The sequence below is a fragment of the Arthrobacter sp. 01L42 genome (genome assembly GCF_056400005.1).
The window spans coordinates 98,491-119,094 of record NZ_JBFTSL010000016.1 but is presented as its reverse complement, the minus strand read 5'-3'; the positions used below and the strand labels follow the sequence as shown (position 1 = coordinate 119,094).

Below are 20,604 nucleotides of genomic sequence, written 5' to 3'. Positions count from 1 at the left end.
CACACTACTGGCGCCCGCACGCCTTTGTAACAAAGTCGTAGATGCGGGCGCGAAGTTGGCTGCCGGCGTCGATCTTCACAATTCCCTCGCGGCCCGCCACCCTGACCTGCAGGGGAAGGAGTGTGCCCACCTTGTCTTCGGCCACTGCATGGGGATCGCAGCGGGAGGGCCTGATGCCGAGGCGCACTTGGGCCGGGGTCCCGCCGGCGCGGACCGTCACCGACCGGGGCCACGGGGCTTGTGAGGCCTCCGCCAGCAGCGTGGTTTCCTCGATCCGGTCTATCACCAGTTCACCGGCGCCGGCGGCGGCGCGCGGTTGCAGCAGCAGACGCACGACGGCGGTCTGACCGTCCGCGGCGACCTCGAGCTCGGGATCCAGCGCGATCGTGGCGACGGCCGAGGCTTCCCGGGCCAGGCACAGCTCCGAATTGTTCCGCGCCAGGACGCCGAACGGGTCTGTTGCCGGGGCCATGGCCGGGACCGGCACGGCACCTTGCGGCGTGGCCAGCCGCAGGGATACGTGGGCGTCGCCCGCAGCCCCGGAGGTGGCTCCCGGTCCGGCCGGGTTGCCGCAATCCGGGGCGGGCAACGGCGCCGGCAGGCTCTTGGGCTGTCCGGGCGGAAGCTCGATCCCGCCGGTGCGGGCGGACCAGATGATCGGGGCGGCGAAGAGAGGGCTGGTCAGTTCCGCGCCGAGGACCGTCAGGGCATGGCCGGTGGTGTTCGTGAGCTGGATTTCGATGATCTGCTTGCTGTAGTTGTCGCGGAACTGGCTGATTTCCGCGGTCACGGGGCCTGTGGGGATCGGGGTCGCCGACGCCGTCGCGCTTGCCGGGGAGGCGGTGCCGCCGGCCGTTCCGTAGCTGCACGACGCTGCCGCGCCGAGCAGCAGCGTGGCGGCCGCTACCCGCAACGCCCAATACGATGCGGCGCCGCGCATCCCGGGAAGTCCGTCCATGCGCACAGTCTATTCCGGGGCAAACCCGTGCCAATGCGCTGCCTAGTGCATCGTGAAACGACGGGCGATCAGGGAATTCACCGGCGGAACTGCGGCGACGCCTGCGATGCCACGGTTCCGCAGCGCCAGGAGACGGTCCGTGAGGGGCCGGCCCAGGGCCATGTTGATTTCCGCCTGGCGTGCGGCTCTCGCCGCCGCCCGCAACCGGGTCCGCTCAAAGCTCCGGAGGCGATCCGCGACATCCTGGCCGCGCACGGCCGCCGAGACGATCGGTGCCAGCGCCGCCGCGTCCAGCCAGCCGAGGTTCATGCCCTGCCCGCCGATGGGGCTCACCTCGTGGGCCGCATCCCCGATCATCACCACCCGGCCGGCCACCATCCGGGGGGCCAGGCGCGTGCGGACGCCGAAGCGGCTGAGCATGCTGTTGGTCCCGGCGTCGATGGCGAGTCCCGTCCGTTCGCGCACGCAGCCCATGAGCCACCGGGCGTCGGCGCCGGGTCCTCCGGCATCAGGTCCGCCGGGCGGGGAGCCGCCGGCCGTTGAGTCGCCGGTACCGAGCCGGACCACCCAGCGGCGGAGCTGGCCGGGCAAGGGGAACGACTCCACGATGCCGGCGCCGGAGAGGAACAGTGCCGCGTCCGGACCGAACCCCGTCCCGTCCGCGAAGTCACCCATCAGGTAACTGTCCGGGTACTCTTTCACGCGTACGTTGACGCCCTGGAGCGCCCGCACCGTGGAACGCACGCCGTCGGCAGCAATGACCAGCGGCGCCGAATAGCGCAGGGTGCCACTCCCGGAGTCGGCTTCCACGCTGACCCGGCCGCCGTCGTCGGACAGCCCGGTGAGGCGGACGCCGCGGTGCAGGGCGCCGTCGCCGAGCTCGTTGACCCGCCGTTCCAGGTACGCCTCAGTGCGGGCCTGGGGCAGGGACAGGACGAACGGAAAGCGATCCGACACGCCGGCAAAAGACATCCGGGCGAGGCATTTTCCGCCGGCCAGTGCCATTCCTCGGCGGATCTGGACCCCCTCGGCAATCATGGCCTCGGCAACTCCGGTTCCCGCGAGCGCGGCCAGCGCCGGCGGATGGATGCCGATGGCGCGCGACTGCGGCTCCGGTGCGCCCCGCTGTTCCAGCACCTGCACATCCACGCCGTCCTGCAGCAGCAGCGCGGCCATGAACAGCCCCACCGGACCGGCACCGATGATCAGAACCTCAGCCACTGGCGCCGGACCCTGACTGGTCGCCGCCGCCGGGAGTGCCGTGCAGCAGCAGGTTCCGGAAGGGGGCGTGGCGGGCGACGGTCCAGCCCGGGGGAGCGGCGGCGGCCAGCTCCGCGGCGGTGTAGCTTCGGCGGATCGAGGTCAGCCCGTCCTGCCGGATGTAGGAGCCGGTGAGCACCCAGGAGCCGGCAGAGAACAGCGCGTAGGCGGCGGGGCTGCGGCGGATGTCGTTGTGGACCACTGTGCCGCGGGACAACCGGGCCGACTCGGCGAGAAACGCTTCCAGCCCGTCAAGGTGGTGCAGGACATGGTTGGATACCACGAGGTCGTACCGGTGGCCCTCTTCGAGCAGCTCCGCGCTGGCCGCCTGGCGGAACGTCACGTCCGCCGTCGCGTGGCGGGCGCGGGCGAACAGGATCGCCCGCGGATCCGGGTCAATGGCGGTGACCTCGAGACGCAGTCCGTCCCGGGCCGCCCACCGGGCCAACAGCACGGAAACGTCGCCCCCGCCGCACCCGATATCCAGCAGGGACGTGACGGAAGCGGTGGACAGCCGGGGCCTGATCCGGGACCGGTAGATGCCGCGCCAGCCGGCGACGGCACGGTTGACAAGCGCAAACTGGGCATACGTGCGCTCCAGGAGGCCAGGGTCGCAGCCCGGCAGGTCCATTTCCTCGACGGCGTCGGATGCGCGGTCCCGCAGGAGGGCCGCCCGAAGGTGTTCCCTGCCCCGCTTCGCGCTGAACGGTTTCAGCGTGGCCGCTTTCAGACCCGCACCGCTACGGACTGTGCTGGTTCCGCCGTTGGCTCCTGCCGCGGAGCTGCGGCGGTCCGCGTGGCCGCCACCCGGGTGAAGAGCGCCGTCTCGACCGTCAGGCCCGGACCGAAGGCCATGGAGCAGATCCGTTCCGCGCCCGGGCCGGCCCCGGCGTCGTCTGCTGCATCGTCCGCTGCCGGCAGTTCGAGGATGTGCTTGAGGACGAACAGGACGGTGGCGCTGCTCATGTTGCCGAAGTTCCGGAGGGTTTCGCGGGCCGGGACCAGCTGCTCGTCGCTGAGCTCCAGCCTGGACTGGACCTTGTCCAGAATGCTCCGGCCGCCCGGGTGGATGCCCCAGTGCTCGATCTCCCGGTAGGGGAGCCCCTTCAGCGAGCCGTCGCGGGACAGGAGCGGTTCCAGCGCGCCAATGATGTGATCATCGATGATGTGCGGGACATAGTTGCCCAGCACCATCTCGAAGCCCTCGTCACCGATGTTCCAGGCCATCGAGTCCTCCCCGACGGGCGTCAGGACGGTTTCGAAGTGGTCCAGCCGCAGCATGGGCGTTTCCACGGGGATGTCCCGCGCTGTGATGATGGCCGCGGCAGCGCCGTCGGCGAACAACGCCGACCCCATGATGGTGTCCGGATCATTGGAGGTCCGGACGTGAAGGGAACAGAGTTCGGCGCAGACCACCAGCACCGTCGCCTCCGGATCCGCCTCGCAAAAGGACTTCGCCGCCCGCATCGCCGGGAAGGCTGCATAGCAGCCCATAAAGCCGAGGTGGTACCGCTGGACAGCCGGATTCAGGCCGAGGGCCCGGACAATCTTGTAGTCCGGGCCGGGATTGAAGAATCCGGTGCAGGAAACCGTGATCAGGTGGGTGATGTCCCGCTCCTCGACGCCCGGGCAGGCATCGAGGGCTTTTTGGGCTGCTTCAATGAAGAGCTTGGTCGCTTCCGTGGCGAAAATGCCGTTCCGGGTCTTGGTGCTGGGGCTGAGCACCAGGCCGGTGGCGGGGTCGAAGAACTGGGGGTTTTCCGCCTTGCTGTCCGCGGTGAGTTCCTCCACCGCCGTGTGCCGCGTGTCGATGGCTGCAGAGTCAAAGCACGTGTTGACGAGCCGGGATCCGAGCCGGGTGAGGCCCGGCTGGGCGGCGAACACGGCCCTGGCCTCGGGCTGGACCAGGATGGTTGGCGGGACTGCAGTTTCCAGAGACCTCAGGTAGACCGTCATGGTTCATTCTCAGCGAGCCTGCCGCCAAAGACAATGGAACGGCCGGAGATTCAGGAACACCTCCGGGCTGGACAACTCCGGCACGACGTAGCACGATCGCACTTGTGACCAGCAAACCCGACCGGGCGCAGCGCTTGCGCGACCTCGCGCTGTTACGCCGCGTCCGCGACCGAATGGACCGGGAATACGCACAGCCGCTGGATGTCGAGGCCCTCGCCCGCGGCGCCCACATGTCCGCCGGGCACCTCAGCCGCGAGTTCCGCCTGGCGTACGGCGAGTCGCCGTACAGCTATCTCATGACACGGCGCATAGAACGCGCGATGACCCTGCTGCGCCGCGGCGACCTGAGCGTCACCGAGGTCTGCTTTACGGTCGGCTGCTCGTCGCTGGGCACCTTCAGCACCCGCTTCACCGAACTGGTTGGCGTGCCGCCCAGCGTCTACCGGCGCGAGGCAGCCAGGGCAACCGCAGGGATGCCCTCATGCGTCGCGAAACAGGTCACCAGACCGGTCAGGAATCGAGAAGTCCCGGCCCCCGAACCGCAACTAGCATGAAGCCCATGGACATCAACATTCACGCCAGTTTCCTCCCACACAACGATCCCGACGCCGCCCTGGCCTTCTACCGGGACACCCTCGGCTTCGAGGTCCGCAACGACGTCGGCTACGGCGGGATGCGCTGGATCACGGTCGGCCCGGCCGGCCAGCCGGACACATCCATCGTCCTGGAACCGCCCGCCGCCGATCCCGGCGTCACCGACGAATAGCGCGGCACCATCGACGAGATGATGGCCAAGGGCACCTATGCGCGCATCCTCCTGGCCACCAAGGACGTCGACGCCACCTTCGAACGGCTGCAGGCCAGCGGCGCCGAGGTGGTCCAGGAACCGACAGAGCAGGCCTACGGGGTGCGCGACTGCGCCTTCCGCGATCCCGCGGGCAACCTGATCCGCATCCAGCAGCCGATCTAAGGTGCCCGCCGGCCACCGCCGGACCAGCCGCCAGCTGGTTAGATAGAGCCAGTCGACGACGACGGGGACGCTTGGGGCTGCCCCGCCCAACAGATGGAGACACGATGAGCATTGCCACGAGCACGGACACGCAGCCGCCCGGGCTGCATGAAGCGGACAGCCACGACCTGATCCGCGTGCAGGGCGCACGGGAGAACAACCTCAAGGACATCAGCGTCGAGATCCCGAAGCGCCGCTTGACGGTGTTCACCGGCGTGTCCGGCTCGGGCAAGAGCTCGCTGGTTTTCGCCACCATCGCCGCCGAGTCGCAGCGGATGATCAACGAGACCTATAGCGCGTTTGTGCAGGGCTTCATGCCCAACCTGGCGCGGCCCGAGGTGGACCACCTGGAGGGGCTGACGACGGCGATCATCGTTGACCAGGAGCGGATGGGCGCCAACCCCCGGTCCACCGTCGGCACCGCCACCGACGCGAACGCCATGCTCCGGATCCTCTTCAGCCGTCTGGGCATGCCCCGCATCGGGCCACCCACTGCCTTCTCATTCAACGTCCCGACGCGCAAGGCGAGCGGGGTGATGAGTACCGAGAAAGCCGGCGGCCGGGTCGAGCGGAGCGTGGTGCGCGATGTGGTCTACCTGGGCGGCATGTGCGCACGCTGCGAGGGGATGGGCTCGGTTTCGGACTTCGACCTCACCGCGTTGTACGACGACAGCAAATCGCTCAGGGAGGGTGCCCTGACGATCCCCGGCTACAGCATGGACGGCTGGTACGGCCGGATCTTCAGCGGCGCCGGCTTCGACATGGACAAGCCGATCGCGAAGTTCACCAAGAAGGAAATGCACGACCTCCTCTACAAGGAGCCCACCAAGATCAAGGTCGAGGGCATCAATCTGACCTACGAGGGCGTGATCCCGAAGATCCAGAAGTCGATGCTCTCCAAGGACGTCGACGCCATGCAGCCGCACATCCGGGCCTTCGTGGAACGCGCCATCACGTTCCAGGCCTGCCCCGAGTGCGACGGCACCCGGCTGAGCCCGGAGGCCAGGTCCGCGAAGATCCAGGGCAAGAACATCGCGGACCTCTGCGAGATGCAGATCAGCGACCTCGCCGCATGGATCCGCGAGCTTGACGCCCCTTCCGTCGCACCCCTGCTGAAAGGCCTGCAGCACCTGCTCGACTCGTTCGCCGAAATCGGGCTGGGTTACCTCTCGCTGGACCGTCCGGCGGGCACCCTGTCCGGCGGCGAGGCCCAGCGCACCAAAATGATCCGGCACCTGGGCTCGTCCCTTACCGACATCACCTACGTCTTTGACGAGCCGACGATCGGCCTGCACCCGCATGACATCGAACGGATGAACCAGCTGCTGCTGCAGCTGCGGGACAAGGGCAACACCGTGCTCGTCGTCGAGCACAAGCCGGAGACCATCGCCATCGCCGACCACGTCATTGACCTTGGCCCCGGCGCGGGTACGGCGGGCGGCAGCGTGTGCTTCGAGGGAACCGTGGAGGGCCTGCGGGCGAGCGACACCATCACCGGGCGGCACCTCGACGACCGGGCCAGGTTGAAGGACTCCGTGCGTACCCCGTCCGGCACGCTCGAGGTGCGGGGCGCCTCGACGCACAACCTCAAGGACGTGGACGTCGACGTCCCGCTCGGCGTGCTCTGCGTCGTCACGGGTGTTGCAGGTTCGGGCAAGAGCTCGCTGATCGACGGCTCGGTGGACGGCCGGGACGGTGTGGTGGTGATCGACCAGGGCGCCATCAAGGGTTCGCGGCGCAGCAACCCTGCGACGTACACGGGCCTCCTCGAGCCGATCCGCAAGGCGTTCGCGAAGGCCAACGGCGTGAAGCCGGCGCTGTTCAGCTCCAATTCGGAGGGTGCCTGCCCCACCTGTAACGGCGCGGGTGTCATCTTCACCGAGCTCGGTGTCATGGCCACGGTCGAATCCACCTGTGAGGACTGCGAGGGCCGGCGGTTCCAGGCGGCAGTTCTGGAGTACACGTTGGGTGGCCGGAATATTGCCGAGGTGCTGGCCATGTCAATGACCGAAGCCGCGGTGTTCTTCAGCGAAGGGGAGGCCCGCACCCCGGCGGCCCACAAGATCCTCGACCGGCTCGTCGACGTCGGGCTGGGCTACCTCACCCTGGGCCAGCCGCTCACCACGCTGTCCGGTGGCGAGCGGCAGCGCGTCAAGCTCGCCACCCAGATGGCGGAGAAGGGTGATGTCTACGTCCTCGACGAGCCCACCACCGGCCTGCATCTCGCCGACGTCCAGAACCTTTTGGGACTCCTGGACCGGCTCGTCGACTCCGGCAAATCGGTCATCGTCATCGAGCACCACCAGGCGGTCATGGCGCACGCCGACTGGATCATCGACCTTGGTCCCGGCGCCGGTCACGACGGCGGCCGGATCGTTTTCGAGGGCACGCCCGGCAGCCTTGTGGCCGCCCGCTCCACCCTCACCGGCGAGCACCTCGCGGCTTACGTCGGTTCAGTGGCTGAAAACAGCATCAAGTGAACGAATGCGGTGAATCGGGGGACTAATCTGGGGGCGTGGCAATCATTCGAGACGCTCAAAAGCAGATGACCCGCCGGCTTTTCCTCGACAAGGGGCTGGAGCTTTTCGAGGAGAAAGGGTTCGCCGCCACCACGGTGGATGACATCTCCGCTGCCGTCGGCACCACCAGGGCAACCTTCTATGCGCATTTTCCGTCCAAAGCCCAGCTCATGCGCTCGCTCGTCGAGCGGTCCAACGAGATGCTGACGGAGGCCGATGTCCCGCCGCTGCATTCGGTGGTGGAGTCCGGAGACCGCGAGCTGATCAGGGTCTGGCTGGCCCGGAAATTTGACCAGTGGGCCGACATCCGCCCCTATGTTGTGGCGGCTCACCAGGCCGCGGCCAGCGAACCGGGCATCCAGGCGGCTTTGGACCAGTGGTTCGACACGGCGATCGACGACATGCAGGCGGGCCTCGACAGCGCCGGGCGTTTTGCCCCGGCCAGCCGCCGGGTCCGCTGCGCGCTGGCCTTCGGCGAGCTGGAGTTCTTTTCCCGGCGCTGGATGCGGCTCGGCTGGACCGTGGACCGCGATACTTCACTGGATCTGATGGTCGAGAACTGGTGCTTCCTGCTGGCTGAGTGAGCAGGCAACACCAGGGCGCAGCCTGTTGGCTGCGCCCTGGTGTTGTCAGCTGCCGCATGGCATCAGCGCGCCTGGACGACCGCCGGCTGGCCCTCCGCCGGTTGGCGGGAGGTGAACGGCAGGACCAGCCTGGACTGGTGGGCGGCGTCGCGGTAGATCTTGTGGGTGACGGGCCGGCCCACCGGCAGATGGAAGGCATCCGGCGGCAGCAGCGCGTTGTGCTCGTCGGCCAGCGGCTCGCCGTTCGAGAGCTCTGCGATGAGCTTGTGGCCCGGCTTGAAAGTGTTCGCGAACGGATAGAGGCGCAGGACGTACTCCTCGATCGTCCCCGGCTCCACCGGCACACTGCGGGTGTGCGGGTGGAGCGGGTTGCCCTCGGTGCTGCGGTCGTCAAGTTCGCGGTGCGAGGCCTTCAGGTATCCGCTGGTGATCAGCTGGCGCGCGCCGGTGGGCGCGTAATCCCACAGGCGGAGGATGAAGTTGGTGTCCGGCTGGTCGATCTGGGCGAAGATGTGCGCGGCACCGGTGCCGATCATCTCCGTGTCCTCCTCGAAGGCAGGCGTGGACCAGCTGATGATCTCCACCTTGTCGGTCACTGTCAGCGGCGCCTGGTAGAAGCCGTCCGGGGCGGCGTACTCCGCGCCCATCAGCTCGGGCTCGGTCGACAGTTTGTGCCGCGGGCGCAGATAGAGGGACTTGTACTCGACGTCCTTCGGCGGCCACGCCTCCGCAGTCACCAGCTCACGCGAGCCCTCCACGAAGACGCTCACGGCCGGCTCGTCCATGACGCCGTTGTCGATGCCCTTGATCCAGTAGTCGTACCACCGGAACATCTTGTCGTGCTCTTCGATGAAGGGACGCGACTGCATCGGCGGGTACGGGCCGATGTCCAGCTTCTTGGGGCCCTTCAGCTCCTTGAACAGCTCAATCGTGCCGTCCATCGTCCAGCCGCGGCCCTGGTCGATCTGCAGGTAGACCGGGATGTCGATGTTCGGGGCCAGCGTGATGGGGTTGCGCTCCTCGTACCAGTCCCCGTCGAGCTCGTTCATCACAATGTCGAACCAGGCCTCGTGGTTCTTCGGGTAGTTCAGGACATGGACCAGGTTCGGCCAGGCGGCCACGTCCGGGTCCGCAAGACGCGTGGCAACCAGCTTCGTCAATTCCCCGGGGGAGTACTTCTCGATCATGCGGGACTTGACGTTGTCCGTGAACGCCCAGCCGGAATCGCCGCCGCGGCCCTCGCGTGCAGCACGCGGCATGAACCACATGATGCCGCCATGGTAGGTGGTCTCGTAGAAGTCGTAGTGGCCGCCGGAGACAAAGATCGCCTTCAGGTGCGGCGGCCGCTCGGCCGCTGCCAGCACCTGCATGGAGCCGAAATAGGAGATGCCGACCATGCCGACGTTGCCGTCGCACCACGGCTGCGCGGCGACCCACTCGATGAAGTCGTAGGCGTCCTGGCCAAGCGACACGCCACCGGCGTTGTAATTGCCGATATGTTCGCCGCCGGAGTGACCCGAGCCGCGCAGGTCGCCAATGACGTGAACGTAGTCCTCCTTGACGATGCGGGCGATGTCGCCGGCCTCGATGCAGCCGTCCCACATCGGGCTGGGGCGCCGCTGTGGCGGGGTTGTGAGGGCCAGCGCCTGCAGTTCTTTGCCGTAGGGGCTCAGGGCTACGAGGGCGGGGCGCGGTTTGTCCCCGGTACCGTGATAGGCGTCCGCGGCGAGCTCGACGCCGTCCCGCATCGGGACCCGGAGGTCCTTGCGGACGGCGATTTTCTCCGCGCCGGCATCCAACATCTTCAGGTCATCCATGGGTGCGAAGCTCCTCATCTTTGGTCAGGCGGTCAAAGGCCGTGCGGTAGCCGTGGAGCGTCGTGAAGAACGGGGACGGCTCGAGGCTGGGGTCGCCCGCGTAGCCGAGTTCTGCAGCGACGCGGGCGAAGGGCGAGTATGGCGAGTCCGTCTCCTGGAGGCCGTCGCGAAGGTACCGGCGGGCGGCGTCGTCGATTCGGGTCTCGAGGTCCAGGCTTCCCTGCAGGGCATTCCGGGCCGCCTCACGGTCCAGTTCAACGCCGTACGGCACGCCGTCAGCGCCCCGGTACGGGTGGCCCAGGTACAGGTGTTGCGGGCGGACGTCGTCGCGCAGGTACCGCAGACTTGAGCGGTAGGCGGCCGGATCCTCGTAGCCGGGGAAGCCGTTGGCCGCTCCGTGGATCTGCACGGCATCGCCGACGAAGACCGACTGCTGCCCGTCCACGACGTAGGCGACGGACCCGGCCGTGTGGCCGGGGATGTGGTGGACCGAGACGGTGACGTCCCCGCCCAGGGCGAGGGTCTCGCCGCCCCTAACCAGCATGGTCGGCTCCATCTCGCCGGAGATGACGTGGTTCGCGGCTTTCGTCTGCTCCTCGATGGCATTCGGATTGTCGATGTACTGCTGGCGCACGTCCACGTACTGGTCGACGTGCGCGCGCCGGGAGCGCAGCAGAGGCGCGTCGGCCTCGTGGATCACGACCTCCGCGCGCCGTCCGGTGAGCTCCCATAGGGCGTGCGCACCGCCGAGGTGGTCGATGTGGCCGTGGGTCAGCAGGATCCAGCGCACGTCCTCGATCCGGCGGCCGATCGCCTCCAGTGCCGGGACCATGCCTTCGGCAGGCGAGGACGCGATCCCGGTGTCGACGATGGCGGGCTCGGTAGCGTCGATGAAGAAGCTGTAGAGTCCGAACCGGCCCCACGGCGAGACCAGGGGATGAACAGCGACTGGCCCTGTCATTGCCCGGCCCCCGCGTTCAGGAAGTCGCCTGCTTCCTCGAAGGCCCGGTAGAACTCCGGGATCCAGGAAAAGTTCTGGACGAAGCCGTGGTTGGCCCCCGGGTAGCGGCTGACGGCCGCCACGACGCCGGCCTCCGCCAGTCGCTGGCCGTAAAGTTCGCCCTCATCGCGCAGGGGGTCGTGCTCGGCGGTGATGATGAGCGCCGCCGGCAGGCCTGTGAGGTCATCGCGCTTGATGGGGGAGACGAGCGGGTCCGCCGGGTCCGCCCCGCTCTCCAGGTAAAAGGAGTTGAACGGCTTGAGGCCCGCCGTCTCCAGCCCGAATCCTTCGGCGTTCTCCCGCAGCGAGGCGTAGCGGTCGACGTCGAAGTCCAGGTCCAGGGACGGGTAGAAGAGGACCTGATGCGTGATCCGGTCGAACCCGTCGTCGTGGGCCATCGCTGCGACGGCAGCGACGAAGTTGCCGCCCGAACTGTCGCCGGCGATGGCAAGGTTCTTGCCGTCCCAGCCCAGGCTCGTACCCTGCTCGGCGGCCCACCGGACCACCCCGTAGCAGTCGTCGAGGCCGGCAGGGAAAGCAGCCTCGGGCGCCAGGCGGTAGCCGACAGAGATGACCTTATGACCTGTCTCCTTGGCCAGGGCCCGGGCAACGTGGTCGTGCGTGTCCAGGCTGCCGAGGAAGAATGCCCCGCCGTGGAGGTACACCAGAAGCCCATGAGCGTCGGCCCCGGCCGGCGTGTAGATCCGCACGGGCACCTCGCCCGATGGCGTCACTGCGGTGGCGTCCTCGACGCAGTGCAGCGGCAGACGGTCCTCCAATGCGGGAACCTGCGCGGCCTCGCCGGCGCGCATGGCCCCCGGGTTCAGCGGCGAGCCATCGGGCGCCGGCAGGGTGCTGAGGATCTTGGCAATTTCGGGATGGATGGTCATGGGTCAGGCCTTCGACTCTGCTGGTGCGTTGACGGCGGCGGGCTTCTGGGACGTGGGCTTTTGCCCCGGGAAGACGTCATTGACCTCGTCCTCGGTCCACCCCTGACGCGAGATGCGCTGCAGCTCGTCCGTTACCGGCTTGCGGGTTGCCTGGAACAGGGCCAGTGCATCCTTGACAGAGCCGGCCTCCGCCAAGGCATCGGCGAGCGCACCGGCATCCTCGATGGCCGAGTTGGCGCCCTGGCCCTGGTGGTGCAGCATCGAGTGGGCCGCATCGCCCATGAGCACGACGGAGTCCGTGTGCCACGTGTCGACCGGGTCGATGTCGTAGACGGCGCGGATGTTGACGGTGTCCATGTCGAGGCCGCGGGCGATGTTGACGATCCGCTCGTCGAAGCCCCCCACCGTCGCCACGAGGTCATCCTTCGTGATGGTAGGGGCCCAGGTGCTGTCCGGGCACAGTGCGGTGATATCGAAGGACATCTGGTTGCGGTGGCGCAGCGGCAGCAGGTAGACCTTCGTGCCCCTGCCCATGTACATCCGCAGGTTGTCGTCCACCACCATGCCGTGGGCGTCGTCGGCGGAGATCACAGCGCGGTAGGCGTGTTCGCCGGAGAACACCGGGCCCTTGTCGCTGAAGAGCTGCTCGCGCACCACTGACTTGATGCCGTCGGCGCCGACCACCAGGTCCGCCTCGACCGTCGTGCCGTTGGTGAAGGTCAGGACGGAGCGGCCGCCCTTGTCCTCGATGGTCTCCAGCTTGTGGCCAAGGTGCACCATGCCCTGCGGCAGCACGCTCAGGAGGGCATCGATGAAGTCGCCGCGGTGAATGAGGTGGGTCTGGCTCTGCCCGCCGAACTCAGGCCAGGTGTCCTTCATGATCGGCTCACTCGTGGCGGTGAGGATTTCGAAGTAGTCGCTCGGGGAGCTTACGTTCGCGATCGTGTCGAAGATGCCCCACTGGCTGAACCGGTGCATGGTGGCAGGACGCAGCCCGATGCCGGCGCCGACCTCCCGCATCTGGGATGCCTGTTCGTACACGCTGACGTCGGCACCGAGCAGGCTCAGGGCCTTGGCCGCCGCTGCGCCGCCGTACCCCGCGCCGACGATGGCGATCTTGAGGTTCTTGATGTCTTCAGCCTTCATGGTTTCATCTCTTTCTTGACTCTTTCTGGGCCCGGGCCATGTCTGGCGGAACGGGCAAGTTGTGGTGGTCTGTCCGGAATCAGGCGTGAAGGGACAGGAAGTCGGCCGGGTTGTCCTCAAGCAGGAGTTTGAGGGTGGCGTCGTCGATACCGGCCGCGCGCATGTCGGGGATCATGTCCTCGAAGATGTAGTTGATGGTGTGGCCCTTCACGCCCGGCCAGCCCAGCGGGCTGCAGTTTGCGTCCGCCGAGACGAGGAGCTTGTCCGCATAGCCCTTGTTCACGAGGTTGACGAAGTGCTCCATGCGTTCGGCACGTTTGCGGCCCCAGAACGGCGGATCAGGCAGCTCGAGGTCGTAGCCGAAAGTGTCGAAGCCGATGCGGCCGCCCTGCTCGTAGATCCAATCGTGCGGGGTGACCGGAGCGTTCAGGCCGTCGTCGGCGTGGCCGAAGAGCACGCGGTCCAGCGGGAGGCCTTCTTCGTTGAAGATGTTCACTGCCGGTTCCGGGTCGATGGCCAGGTGGGTCAGGACCGGAGCGCCGGTGACGACGGCGGCGCGGGCCGCGGCCCGGTAAATGCGCTTGTCCAGATCCGTCATGCGTCCGCCGCGGCTCACGCCGACCTTGATGACGCCGGCCTTGGCGCCCGTGTTGCCGATGCCGACGGTGATCTCGTGGATGAAGACCTTCGTGAGATAGTCCACGCTTGCGCGGGAGAAGTGCGGCAGGGCGGTGTCTCCGCCGACGAAGCCGGTGCAGGCAACGATGTGCACGCCCGTCTTCCGGGACAGGGACTTGTAGTAGTCGACGTCGCGGCCGTTGCAGATGCCCGTGGCGTCCACGAAGGTACCGCCGCCGTATTCGCGGAACTTCCGCAGCTTCGGCACGGTTTCCTCGTACGCCTGCTCCGGCGACTTCCACCACCTGGTATCCAGTTCGGACCCGGGCATGCCGTAGCCGATGTGCTCGTGGACCGCCACGATTTCCAGTTCTTCGGCCGGGATGGTTCCCAGCACGGTGTTGACCTTGGTCATTCGTTCACCTCAGGGTTTCGAAAGCTTGTTGTGTGTGGACCGAGCGGTGCTTAGCGCACGGTCAGCAGGTTGCGCGGGTTATCCACGAGGATGCGCCGGGCGTCTTCGTCGCTCAGGCCGTGGGCCTTGAGGTACGGCACGAACGTCGTCAGGACGTGGCTGTAGGGCAGGTTGTACTCCGGCAGCCCTTTGGCAACGCCGATCGAGTTGCCCGACAGGATGATCCGGTCGGCATGGCCTGCCTTGACGAGCCCGAGCACCAGTTCGGCGCGGTCATGGTCGGTGAGGTAGTCCGCGTGGTCGTTCAGGCCCACATGGTCGATGCCGACGAAGGCTCCCCGGCCGGCCACCTCGCTGGCGGAGCCGGCAGCGTCCTTGCGGTCGAGGTCGCCGACGAGCACCCGGTCGGCCCCGAGCTGCTCGTCCAGGACGATGTCCAGATCGTGCAGGACATCGGCGCCAAAGCGGATAGAGACCGGGACGCCGGTGTTCCTGGCGGCGCGGGCGGAGCCGCGGAACAGGCTTTCCTCGGTCGGTGTCATGCCGGCGCGGTCGGCAATGGTCGCGACGATGCCGGCGGCGGCGCGGCGCTCGACCCGGGGAACCACCATCCCCTCAGTGACCTCCTTGCCGAAGAGATCGGCGAACTTTTCGGCCGGCCACGGGGTGGGCGGGTTGGTCTGCGGCGTCAGGAAGTATCCGCCGAGTTCTTCCTCCGGGCCCAGGCCCGTGGAGGCGACGATGTGGACGCCGGTGGTGCGGGACAACGCCTCGTAGAGCTTGAGGTCGCGGCCGTGGAACATGCCCGTGCTGTCGACGATCGTCTGCCCGCCGTGCTCGCGGAAGTCCGCGAGCTTGGCCGCCAGGGCCTCGAAGATCTGTGCCCTGTCCATGGAGATCTCTGGTGCGTACTGGGCGCCCGGGACCACTGACAATAGGGCCTCATGGAGCGCGACTACGCCCAGTTCCGAGGCAGGGACGGGACCCAATACCGTATTGACGGTTTGCCCGGTGGGGGCGTGGAACGTGTCCCCGCTATCGACGGGTGTGGTGTGACTCACTTGGCTTCTCCCTTGAAGATCGGGTGCTGAATACAGGGGCGCCGCGGTGCCTGACCGTGCCGTAGCCCCGTTGCGGTGTAGCCAGCATCACATCTTTCTTTACATTGTGTCAAGAACACAGACGAGCCGTACACATCCCCTGGATGCCGGTGCGTTCATGAAGCAAACGTTGAGTATGTTTTCTTGACATCTCGTAAAGATTGATATCAGACTGTGGTGAGCGCCACATCCACCTCCGCCTGCCGGCTCTTGCTCCGGCAGGGCACCAGTCATGGCGCGTCACCGGAGGATCGACCCGGAACAAAGGAGTTTCATCGATGAGTCAGACCATTTCGGTACCGAGCCGCAGCTCGGTGCGAGCCACTTTCATAGCCGCCTACAGCGCGGTCACACTGGCCCAGATCACCAACGCGCTGCCGGGCGCCCTCAGCGGCACGTTCGCCGCGGAATTCCATACTTCAGGCGCGGGCCTGACCTGGATCGCGGGCATGTTCTTGATGGGTATTGTCGTGTTCGAGCTCAGCTGGGGCCTCCTGGGCGACCTGTTCGGACGCAAGAAGCTTCTGTACATCGGAGCCGGGGTCAGCATCGTCGGCTCCGTCATGGCTGCGCTGGCGCCGACAACCGAGATGATGATCGCCGCCCAGGCCGTCGGCGGCATTGGGGCGGGCATCCTGTTCCCCATCTCGCTGTCCATGATCGCCGCGATCACCCCGGATCACCGCGCACGGGCGAAGGTCATCGCCACGTGGGCCGGGTTCCTGTCCCTCGGCGCGGTGATCTCCCCAGTGCTCGCTGGCTTCACCGCGCAGTTCTTCACCGTGCCGGGTGCTGCGCCGGGTGCGCCGAACGAGTTCAGCGGCTGGCGGGCGGCCTACCTGGTTGCGGCCGCCATTGCCGTGCTCGTACTCCTCGTCGCGCTCCGGGCGAAAGACTCCGCAGCAGCCGAGGGGCGCAAGTTGGACATCCCCGGACAGATTACGCTCGCGCTCGGACTTATCGCCGTCCTCTACGCCACGGTGACAGCGGTTGATGCCGGCTTCGGCAGCGCCCAGGTGATTGCAAGCTACGTCGCCGGCGGAATCCTCCTGGTCTCCTTCGTCGTCATCGAATCACGCACCGCGCAGCCACTGATTCACCTGTCGCTGTTCAAGAACAGCGCCTACTCGATCACCGGCATTGTGGCGGTCACCGGCATGTTCGCCTTCCTCGCGATCTGCTTCAGCACCAGCGTCGCCGTCAGTGGACTCGCGCTGGCCGAGACCTGGAAGGTCGGTGTGCTGTTCGTCTTCATCCAGGGCCCGGCATTCGCCTTCATCCCGGTGGTGGGGTGGCTCATCCACCACGTAGCACCGCGCTGGGTGCTCACCGCGGGCTTCGTCCTCATGGCAGTCTCCGGTTTCTGGCTCTCGACATTCGCCCTCGGCACTCCGGAGGCCTTCGGCGGCACCCCCTGGACGGCCTTCATTCCGCCGCTCCTGCTGTTGGGTATCGGATTCGCGCTCACCGTCGGTTCCGTCACCGCTGTTGCCATCAACACCGTCCCGCCCCAGCAGATCGGCATGGCTTCGGCGACGACGAACCTCCTGCGCGACCTCGGCTTCGCCCTCGGCCCCGTTGTCGGCTCAGCCATCGCCTTCGGCATCGGAGCCACGGCCTTCGCGGGTCCCCTTGCCGGGATCCTCGGCGGGGCGGGACTGCCCGCAGAGGCCGTCAGCGGGCTGGCGAACGTGCCGCCGCTGGGCTTCCTCGCCGGCTGGGACGGGGTCATCGCCCAATTCTCCGGCCAGGCACTGGCAGGCGGCGCGCCCACCCCGGCGGTCGACGGTATGGTCCAGGCCCTCAACGCCGCACAGCCGCAAATCCAGGGCGTGGCAGGGACCTCACTGGGCCAGGGGTTCCAGGCTGTATACCTCACCGCGGGCATCGCGGCGATCCTCTCCGCCACTCTCACCCTCTTCATCTCTGCACGGTCCTCGGCGCCCGCGCCCGAGGCCATCGCCGAGACCACCGAAGTAAACGCCGAGGCGGCCGTCTAAGCCTGACGGCCTCCGGCACTGACCTGACCACCTAAAATCCACAAGGAGAACACCGTGACTGCACCCACCGAATCCGGCATCGACATCTGGGACGACGACGTCCTGGTCGACCCTTACCCCACCTACGCAGCGCTCCGCGAGCAGGCCGCAGTGGTCCACCTCCCCAAGAACGACCTCTACGTCCTGACGCGCTACGACGTCATCCGCGACGCGCTCGGCGATCCGGAGACCTTGTCGTCCACCAGCATCGGCTTCAACCCCATGGTGAACGAGGCCCTGCAGGGCACCTCCCTTGCCTCCGACCCGCCCGTCCACACCCAGCTCCGCGCCACGCTGTCCCAAAACCTCACCCCCCGGGCGCTCCGCGGCCTGAAAGTCGTCATCGACGAAAAGGCTGACAAGCTCGTCGCCGAGCTTGCCGCCAGCGGCAGCTTCGAGGCCATCGATTCCCTGGCCCGCGCCTTCCCGATCGAAATCGTTGCCGACCTCATTGGCTTCCAAGGACACGTCAAGGACAACATGCTGCGCTGGGGCCAGGCCGCGATGCAGGTCCTCGGCCCGCTGAACCAGCGCACCCAGGAGAGCTTCCCGATCGCCGGCGAGCTCTACGGCTGGTGCTCGTCGGTCACCGCAGAAGACCTCACACCCGGCTCAATCGGCCGAGGTATTTTCGATGCCGAGACACGCGGCGACATTCCCCAGGGTTCTGCGGGGCACATCATCCACCAGTACCTGGGAGCGGGCGTTGACACGACAATCGCGTCAATCGGGAACATCATTGCGCTGTTCGGCCGCCACCCCGAGCAGTTCGACCTGGTCCGGAAGAACCCGGACCTGGTCCCCGCAGCGTTCGCCGAAGTGCTGCGCTACTGGGCCCCGGTCCACATCTGGGGCCGCAAGGCAATGCGCGACGTGGAGATCGAGGGCGTCACGATTCCCGCAGGGGCCCAGGTGGGCATCCTCTTTGGGGCCGGCAACCGCGACCCGCGGCACTACGGGGATCCCGACACCTTCAACGTGATGCGGAACCCGGTGGACCACCTGTCCTTCGGCTACGGACCGCACGGCTGCGCCGGCCAGGGCCTGGCGAAACTGGAAGCGCATGCGATTATTGAGGCGCTTGCCCGCAGGGTGAGAACGCTGACGATCTCCGATGAGGTCCGGGAGCCGAGCAACATCACGCGGAGCCTCGAGTCGCTCCAGGTCGCCAAGGTGGTGGCAGCATGAGGATCGAACTTGACCGGCCGCGCTGCGAGGGTCACGGCCTCTGCGAAGAGGCCGCGCCCCGGCTGATGCACCTCGACGATGAAGGCGAGCTGGTACTCGACGTCCCGGACGTGGAAGGGGCTGACCTGGACGCCGCGAAGGCGGCGGTAAGGGTCTGCCCGGTTGCCGCACTGCGATTGGCCGCGGCATGACGATGCGAAAGATCGTGGTGGTCGGCAACGGCATCGCCGGGCTCACGGCCTGCGACTCGCTGCGCTCGGCCGGCTTCGACGGCGAGCTCACCGTTGTGGGCGCGGAGCGCCACCAGCCCTACAGCCGGCCGGCCCTCTCCAAGGCGCTGCTGCACGCTGTCGACGGGCAAAGCGACGGGAACAGCGACGGCGGACTCCAACCCCATGTGCTCCCCGAGCCGACCCACGAAGCAACGGAGCTGCTCGGAGTCAGCGCCAAGGGCCTGGACGTCGCGGCCCGGCTGGTGCGCTTGGACGGGGGAGGGGAGCTGCCGTATGACGGCCTCGTCATCGCTTCGGGTTCCCGGGCAAAGCGACTCGGGGCGGGTGCGCAAGAGACGCAGAAGAAGGGAACAGCCGGACCGCAACGGGACGGCTCCCACCGGGAACTCACCCTGCGCACCATCGAGGATGCGATCCTCCTCAAGGAACGCGTCGCATCGCGCCCGTCGGTTATCGTGATCGGCGGCGGAGCGCTGGGCATGGAGGTCGCGTCCGGTTGCGTGCACGTGGGCTGCGAGGTCACCCTCGTCTCCGACGGCAAGCCCCTGGCGCGTCAGCTCGGCGACCATCTGGCGGACATCTTCACCGCCGCCGCCATCCGGCGCGGACTGCGCGTGGTTGGCGGCGGGAAGGCCCGGCTTGTCGATCACGGTGCCGGGGCAAAGGTCGTTCTGGCCGACGGCACCGTGCTGGAGGCTGACCTGGTGGTCACCGCCATCGGCGATGAGCCGAACATCGGCTGGCTCGCCGGCTCGAACCTTCTCGTCGACGGAGAGCTGCGGGTCGATTCGCGCGGCAGGCTCCGGCCGGACATCGTCGCCGCCGGCGATGTGGCGTCCTTCCCGACCCGCCGCGGGGTGGAACGGGTGCCCCTGTGGACCAGCGCCATCGACCAGGCCAGGGTCGCCGGCGTCGGCCTCCTGAAGGGTGACGCGGCGCCCGAGTTCGACTTCCAGCCCTACTTCTGGACGGAGGGCTTCGGCCTCTCGCTCAAGTCGGCGGGCTTCGCGCCGGCTGTCGGGCCTCCCGACTACTGCGAGCCCGGCGGGGGCGCGGACTCGATGCTGCTTCGCTGGGACAACACGGACGGTTCCGGCACCGCCGCCGCGCTCAACTACCGAATCCCCGTCCCCAAGCTGCGCCGGTTCGCCGACGCCGGTCCGGCCGCGCTGCGTGCGGCGGCGCCCGCTCGAACCTGACGCCGCACAACACCGTTAGGATTGATCCATGTCGTCGTTGCGAGAAGCCCAGAAGCAGCTGACCCGCGACGTGATCGTCGAGCGGGCGCTGGAGCTCTTCACCGAGAAGGGGTACGCCGCGACGACGATCGATGAGATCGCCGCTGCGGCCGGTACCACCCGGGTGACTTTTTACGCCTATTACCCCACGCGCAGCGACCTGATGCGGGACTTCATGGCCCGCGTCAATGCCGTACTGGACCGCGCGGCCGGCCCCGAACGGGGATCGACCGCGGCCGAGCTCGTCGACGTCGTGCGTGCGGGCGAGCTGGCGGGCATCCTGGCCTGGCTGGAGTCGCGGGCGGCGCTCTGGCCGGTCTTCCGCCCGTATCTCGACGTGCTCGAGGAGGCCGCCGCCATCGATCGCGAAGTGCGCGCCTTGGTCGAGGGATGGCATGAGGAGGTCATCTCGGACCTCGTGCGCGGAATGGAGCTGGCAGGGCGCTTCCCGGAGGAGACGCACCACATTCGCGGCACCCTTGCCTTCACCTCGCTCGACTACGTGGCCACGCTCTGGACCCGACGGAAGTTTGAACCGAACCGGGAACACGCCCTCGAGGTACTCGCCGATAACTGGTATCACCTGCTCTGCGACGAAGGCTAAGCCTGCCCTCGCAGACGGACGCCTATGCTT

18 protein-coding genes and 1 pseudogene are annotated in these 20,604 nt (G+C 67.5%); 9 read left to right on the top strand and 10 right to left on the bottom strand.

The window, feature by feature from the left end; genetic code table 11:
* Nucleotides 1-4: 4 nt before the first annotated feature.
* From AC1DN2_RS14870 to AC1DN2_RS14855, 4 genes are all read right to left on the bottom strand, one after another.
* Entirely contained in the window at nt 5-958 is a 954-nt protein-coding gene (locus AC1DN2_RS14870; RefSeq protein WP_476850905.1) for a hypothetical protein, read from the bottom strand.
* Between the two features lie 42 nt (nt 959-1,000).
* Nucleotides 1,001-2,179, bottom strand: a complete 1,179-nt coding sequence (locus AC1DN2_RS14865) for an FAD-dependent oxidoreductase (RefSeq protein ID WP_476850904.1) — start codon at nt 2,177-2,179, stop codon at nt 1,001-1,003.
* Nucleotides 2,172-2,882, bottom strand: coding sequence for a class I SAM-dependent methyltransferase (locus AC1DN2_RS14860; RefSeq protein ID WP_476850954.1), 711 nt, complete (start codon nt 2,880-2,882; stop codon nt 2,172-2,174). The genes AC1DN2_RS14865 and AC1DN2_RS14860 overlap by 8 nt, the downstream gene beginning before the upstream one ends.
* Before the next feature lie 62 nt (nt 2,883-2,944).
* Nucleotides 2,945-4,174 (bottom strand): type III polyketide synthase, encoded by a 1,230-nt coding sequence (locus tag AC1DN2_RS14855; protein ID WP_476850903.1) that lies wholly within the window; start codon nt 4,172-4,174, stop codon nt 2,945-2,947.
* 104 nt (nt 4,175-4,278) lie between these two features.
* On the opposite strand from AC1DN2_RS14855, the gene AC1DN2_RS14850 reads away from it, so the two are divergent.
* The 4 genes and pseudogenes from AC1DN2_RS14850 (at nt 4,279) to AC1DN2_RS14835 (ending at nt 8,286) form a co-directional block, all read left to right on the top strand.
* Nucleotides 4,279-4,728, top strand: coding sequence for a helix-turn-helix transcriptional regulator (locus AC1DN2_RS14850; RefSeq protein ID WP_476850902.1), 450 nt, complete (start codon nt 4,279-4,281; stop codon nt 4,726-4,728).
* A pseudogene (locus AC1DN2_RS14845) lies at nt 4,725-5,144 on the top strand (VOC family protein). The gene AC1DN2_RS14850 and the pseudogene AC1DN2_RS14845 overlap by 4 nt, the downstream one beginning before the upstream one ends.
* Before the next feature lie 104 nt (nt 5,145-5,248).
* The gene (locus AC1DN2_RS14840; RefSeq protein ID WP_476850901.1) at nt 5,249-7,663 is read left to right on the top strand and encodes an ATP-binding cassette domain-containing protein; all 2,415 of its coding nucleotides are present in this window, start codon (nt 5,249-5,251) and stop codon (nt 7,661-7,663) included.
* A 35-nt stretch (nt 7,664-7,698) separates the two neighbouring features.
* Nucleotides 7,699-8,286 carry a TetR/AcrR family transcriptional regulator gene (locus tag AC1DN2_RS14835; RefSeq protein ID WP_476850900.1) on the top strand — a complete coding sequence of 196 codons (588 nt, stop codon included), beginning with the start codon at nt 7,699-7,701 and terminating at the stop codon, nt 8,284-8,286.
* Nucleotides 8,287-8,348: 62 nt separating this feature from the next.
* On the opposite strand, the gene AC1DN2_RS14830 is transcribed toward AC1DN2_RS14835, so the two are convergent.
* The 6 genes from AC1DN2_RS14830 to AC1DN2_RS14805 form a co-directional block, all read right to left on the bottom strand.
* A complete protein-coding gene (locus AC1DN2_RS14830) occupies nt 8,349-10,103 on the bottom strand; it encodes a CocE/NonD family hydrolase (RefSeq protein ID WP_476850899.1) in 1,755 nt (584 codons plus the stop codon).
* Nucleotides 10,096-11,064 (bottom strand): MBL fold metallo-hydrolase, encoded by a 969-nt coding sequence (locus AC1DN2_RS14825; RefSeq protein ID WP_476850898.1) that lies wholly within the window; start codon nt 11,062-11,064, stop codon nt 10,096-10,098. Before AC1DN2_RS14825 ends, AC1DN2_RS14830 begins: the two co-directional genes overlap by 8 nt.
* Nucleotides 11,061-11,993: an alpha/beta hydrolase gene (locus AC1DN2_RS14820; protein ID WP_476850897.1), complete on the bottom strand. Its 933-nt coding sequence runs from the start codon at nt 11,991-11,993 to the stop codon at nt 11,061-11,063. The genes AC1DN2_RS14825 and AC1DN2_RS14820 overlap by 4 nt, the downstream gene beginning before the upstream one ends.
* 3 nt (nt 11,994-11,996) lie before the next feature.
* Nucleotides 11,997-13,139 (bottom strand): FAD-dependent monooxygenase, encoded by a 1,143-nt coding sequence (locus AC1DN2_RS14815; RefSeq protein ID WP_476850896.1) that lies wholly within the window; start codon nt 13,137-13,139, stop codon nt 11,997-11,999.
* 79 nt (nt 13,140-13,218) lie between these two features.
* Nucleotides 13,219-14,172, bottom strand: coding sequence for a phosphotriesterase family protein (locus tag AC1DN2_RS14810; protein WP_476850895.1), 954 nt, complete (start codon nt 14,170-14,172; stop codon nt 13,219-13,221).
* A gap of 50 nt (nt 14,173-14,222) precedes the next feature.
* A complete protein-coding gene (locus AC1DN2_RS14805; RefSeq protein ID WP_476850894.1) occupies nt 14,223-15,233 on the bottom strand; it encodes a phosphotriesterase family protein in 1,011 nt (336 codons plus the stop codon).
* Between the two features lie 317 nt (nt 15,234-15,550).
* Between AC1DN2_RS14805 and AC1DN2_RS14800 the strand changes: the two genes are divergently transcribed.
* The 5 genes from AC1DN2_RS14800 to AC1DN2_RS14780 are packed head-to-tail and all read left to right on the top strand — an operon-like array spanning nt 15,551 to nt 20,574.
* A complete protein-coding gene (locus AC1DN2_RS14800) occupies nt 15,551-17,272 on the top strand; it encodes an MFS transporter (RefSeq protein ID WP_476850893.1) in 1,722 nt (573 codons plus the stop codon).
* Between the two features lie 54 nt (nt 17,273-17,326).
* Nucleotides 17,327-18,499 carry a cytochrome P450 gene (locus AC1DN2_RS14795; protein WP_476850892.1) on the top strand — a complete coding sequence of 391 codons (1,173 nt, stop codon included), beginning with the start codon at nt 17,327-17,329 and terminating at the stop codon, nt 18,497-18,499.
* Nucleotides 18,496-18,690, top strand: a complete 195-nt coding sequence (locus AC1DN2_RS14790) for a ferredoxin (RefSeq protein WP_476850891.1) — start codon at nt 18,496-18,498, stop codon at nt 18,688-18,690. Before AC1DN2_RS14795 ends, AC1DN2_RS14790 begins: the two co-directional genes overlap by 4 nt.
* Nucleotides 18,687-19,931 carry an NAD(P)/FAD-dependent oxidoreductase gene (locus tag AC1DN2_RS14785; RefSeq protein ID WP_476850890.1) on the top strand — a complete coding sequence of 415 codons (1,245 nt, stop codon included), beginning with the start codon at nt 18,687-18,689 and terminating at the stop codon, nt 19,929-19,931. Before AC1DN2_RS14790 ends, AC1DN2_RS14785 begins: the two co-directional genes overlap by 4 nt.
* A 28-nt stretch (nt 19,932-19,959) precedes the next feature.
* Complete coding sequence (locus AC1DN2_RS14780; protein ID WP_223916318.1) at nt 19,960-20,574, top strand: TetR/AcrR family transcriptional regulator; 615 nt, start codon at nt 19,960-19,962, stop codon at nt 20,572-20,574.
* The last annotated feature ends 30 nt before the right edge of the window (nt 20,575-20,604 follow it).